The 436-nt window shown below is 71.8% G+C and carries 1 protein-coding gene; it reads right to left on the bottom strand.

Annotated features, from left to right (window positions below):
- On the bottom strand, nt 1-436 hold a 436-nt coding region (locus CWIS_RS15625; protein WP_048344318.1), incomplete at both ends, for an LCP family protein.

The following is a 436-nucleotide window of genomic DNA, read 5'->3' as shown; positions in this document are numbered from 1 at the left end:
CCCCGTGATCCCTGCGTCGCTGTTGGCGGCGCGGAAGGCGAGCGCGAGCCGGCCCAGGTCGATGATGTCGCTCGACTCGTCGACCGTGAGCGTCGCGGTCGCGGCGTCCACGAGGGCGACCTGTCGACTCGGGTGCAGTGCGAGCTGGCGCGGGTCGACGTTGGCGAGGACCGCCTTGACGAGCTGGCGCTGGCGCTCGGCGCGGCCGATGTCGCCCAGCGGGTCGGACTTGCGCATCCGCGCGAACTGCAGGGCCCGCGTGCCGCCCACCGTGTGGCAGCCGGACTTCCACTTGAGCTTCGAGTCGCGGTCGTCGACGTCGTGGTCGTAGCACAGACGCACACCGCCGACGGCGTCGACGACCTGCTTGACGCCGGCCATGCCGATCTCGGCGTAATGGTCCACCGTCAGGCCCGAGAGCTGCTCGCCCGTCGCG

The organism is Cellulomonas sp. A375-1 (assembly GCF_001040865.1).
In the GTDB taxonomy this organism is placed as follows: domain Bacteria; phylum Actinomycetota; class Actinomycetes; order Actinomycetales; family Cellulomonadaceae; genus Cellulomonas; species Cellulomonas gelida.
The sequence above is the reverse complement of the archived record's forward strand: the minus strand, read 5'-3'. Positions and strand labels throughout refer to the sequence as shown.